A 1529-nucleotide genomic window follows, 5' to 3' on the forward strand; every position below is an offset into this window, starting at 1 on the left:
TTAAAAGGATTAGATCGTTAGGTGTATTTGTAAATAGGTAAAAACCTAGAAATAGAGGTTGCATTTTGTAGGTAATAATTATCACATGACTTATATCATATTAATTACTAATGGTTTAGGTTAAATTTAACCAATAATTTATTTCTTATATTATGAAAAAAATTACTTTCTTTATTTTTCTTATCTCCATATTTGGGTATTCGCAAACAACTCAAATTCTAGATCCTATTTTTGAACAAGCTTTAATCGATTTGGGTATTGATACTAATTTAACAATTGATGGTGTAGTACCTACTGTTAATATTAGTGGTATTACATCTCTAGATGTGGGTTATCAAGAAATAACAGATTTAACTGGTATAGAAGATTTTACTGCTTTGACTTCTTTGGATTGCACGTATAATCTATTGACAAGTGTAGATCTGAGCAATAATACAGCCCTTACTCATTTGGTATTAGAGAATAATTTTTTAACAAGTTTAGATGTGAGTAATAATACTGCTTTGACTAATTTGTATATTTCGTTTAATTCTTTAACGAGTATAGACTTGAGTAATAATAATGCTTTGACTGATTTGAGATGTACTGGTAATCAATTAACAAGTTTAGATTTTAGTAATTTTACTTCTTTGACTTTTTTGAGTTGTTCGCTTAATCAAATTACAAGTTTAGATTTGAGTAATAATACTGCCTTGACTTTTTTGAATTGTTCTGGTAATCAATTAACAAGTTTAGACCTGAGTAATAATACTGCCTTGACTGATTTGAGTTTCGGTGGAAATTTATATTCTAGTGTAGATTTGAGCAATAATATTGCCTTGACTTATTTGGATTGTTTTATTAGTCCAATAACAAGTTTAGATGTGAGAAACGGAAACAATACAGCAATTCATATATTTAAAATAGGATACACTCCTAATTTAGCCTGCATATTAGTAGATAATGCTGCATGGAGTACTGCAAATTGGACATATATAGATGCTAATAGTACCTTCGTGAATAACGAAACAGAATGTTCTAATTTAGATGTAACAGACCATTCCTTTGAATTTGCATTATCTGTGTATCCAAATCCAACAGATAGTTACCTAAACATAGAAGGGAATGAAAAGCTATTGACTATTTCTATTTACAATTTATTAGGAAAAAAAATGATAGCAACGAAGTGCACTAATAAAATAGATGTACAAGGATTACCAAGCGGAGTTTACTTGATTAGACTTTCAGATAGTATGCGTCAAATAACCAAAAAGTTTATTAAATTTTAATTCATTAAGTAATCTCAAAGCTGGTCTACGGTTTCGGCATCAATAGATTCTGGAAGTTGGTAATTGTCTTTAATGTTTTCATATGGATAACGTTCCGCAATGGTATTTCTATACCCTGCAATGATTGCTTCCAAAACTTTTTCCCTTATCATTTACTTGTGTTTTTTATGCTTTTTTGAGACAACAAATTTACGGAATTGGGTTGGGAATAGGAATGTTAAGAGATAAATTGATTTGTCATTTTTATTAAAAGGATTAGAT

2 protein-coding genes are annotated in these 1529 nt (G+C 29.0%); one reads left to right on the forward strand and one right to left on the reverse strand.

The genetic code is table 11. The features are described from left to right. The first annotated feature begins 152 nt into the window (after nucleotides 1-152). Nucleotides 153-1268, forward strand: a complete 1116-nt coding sequence (locus ACVCZW_RS02120) for a leucine-rich repeat domain-containing protein (RefSeq protein WP_452231530.1) — start codon at nucleotides 153-155, stop codon at nucleotides 1266-1268. A gap of 14 nt (nucleotides 1269-1282) precedes the next feature. Here the strand turns inward: ACVCZW_RS02120 and ACVCZW_RS02125 are convergent, their stop codons facing one another. Beyond that, nucleotides 1283-1420 carry a hypothetical protein gene (locus tag ACVCZW_RS02125; RefSeq protein ID WP_452231531.1) on the reverse strand — a complete coding sequence of 46 codons (138 nt, stop codon included), beginning with the start codon at nucleotides 1418-1420 and terminating at the stop codon, nucleotides 1283-1285. Between the last annotated feature and the right edge of the window lie 109 nt (nucleotides 1421-1529).

It is taken from the genome of Lacinutrix sp. MEBiC02595 (assembly GCF_053601555.1).

Bases quoted from the DNA above. Each gene is read 5' to 3' on its own strand.
- ACVCZW_RS02120 (WP_452231530.1), top strand. From the start codon at position 153: ATGAAAAAAATTACTTTCTTTATTTTTCTTATCTCCATATTTGGGTAT.
- ACVCZW_RS02125 (WP_452231531.1), bottom strand. From the start codon at position 1,420: ATGATAAGGGAAAAAGTTTTGGAAGCAATCATTGCAGGGTATAGAAAT.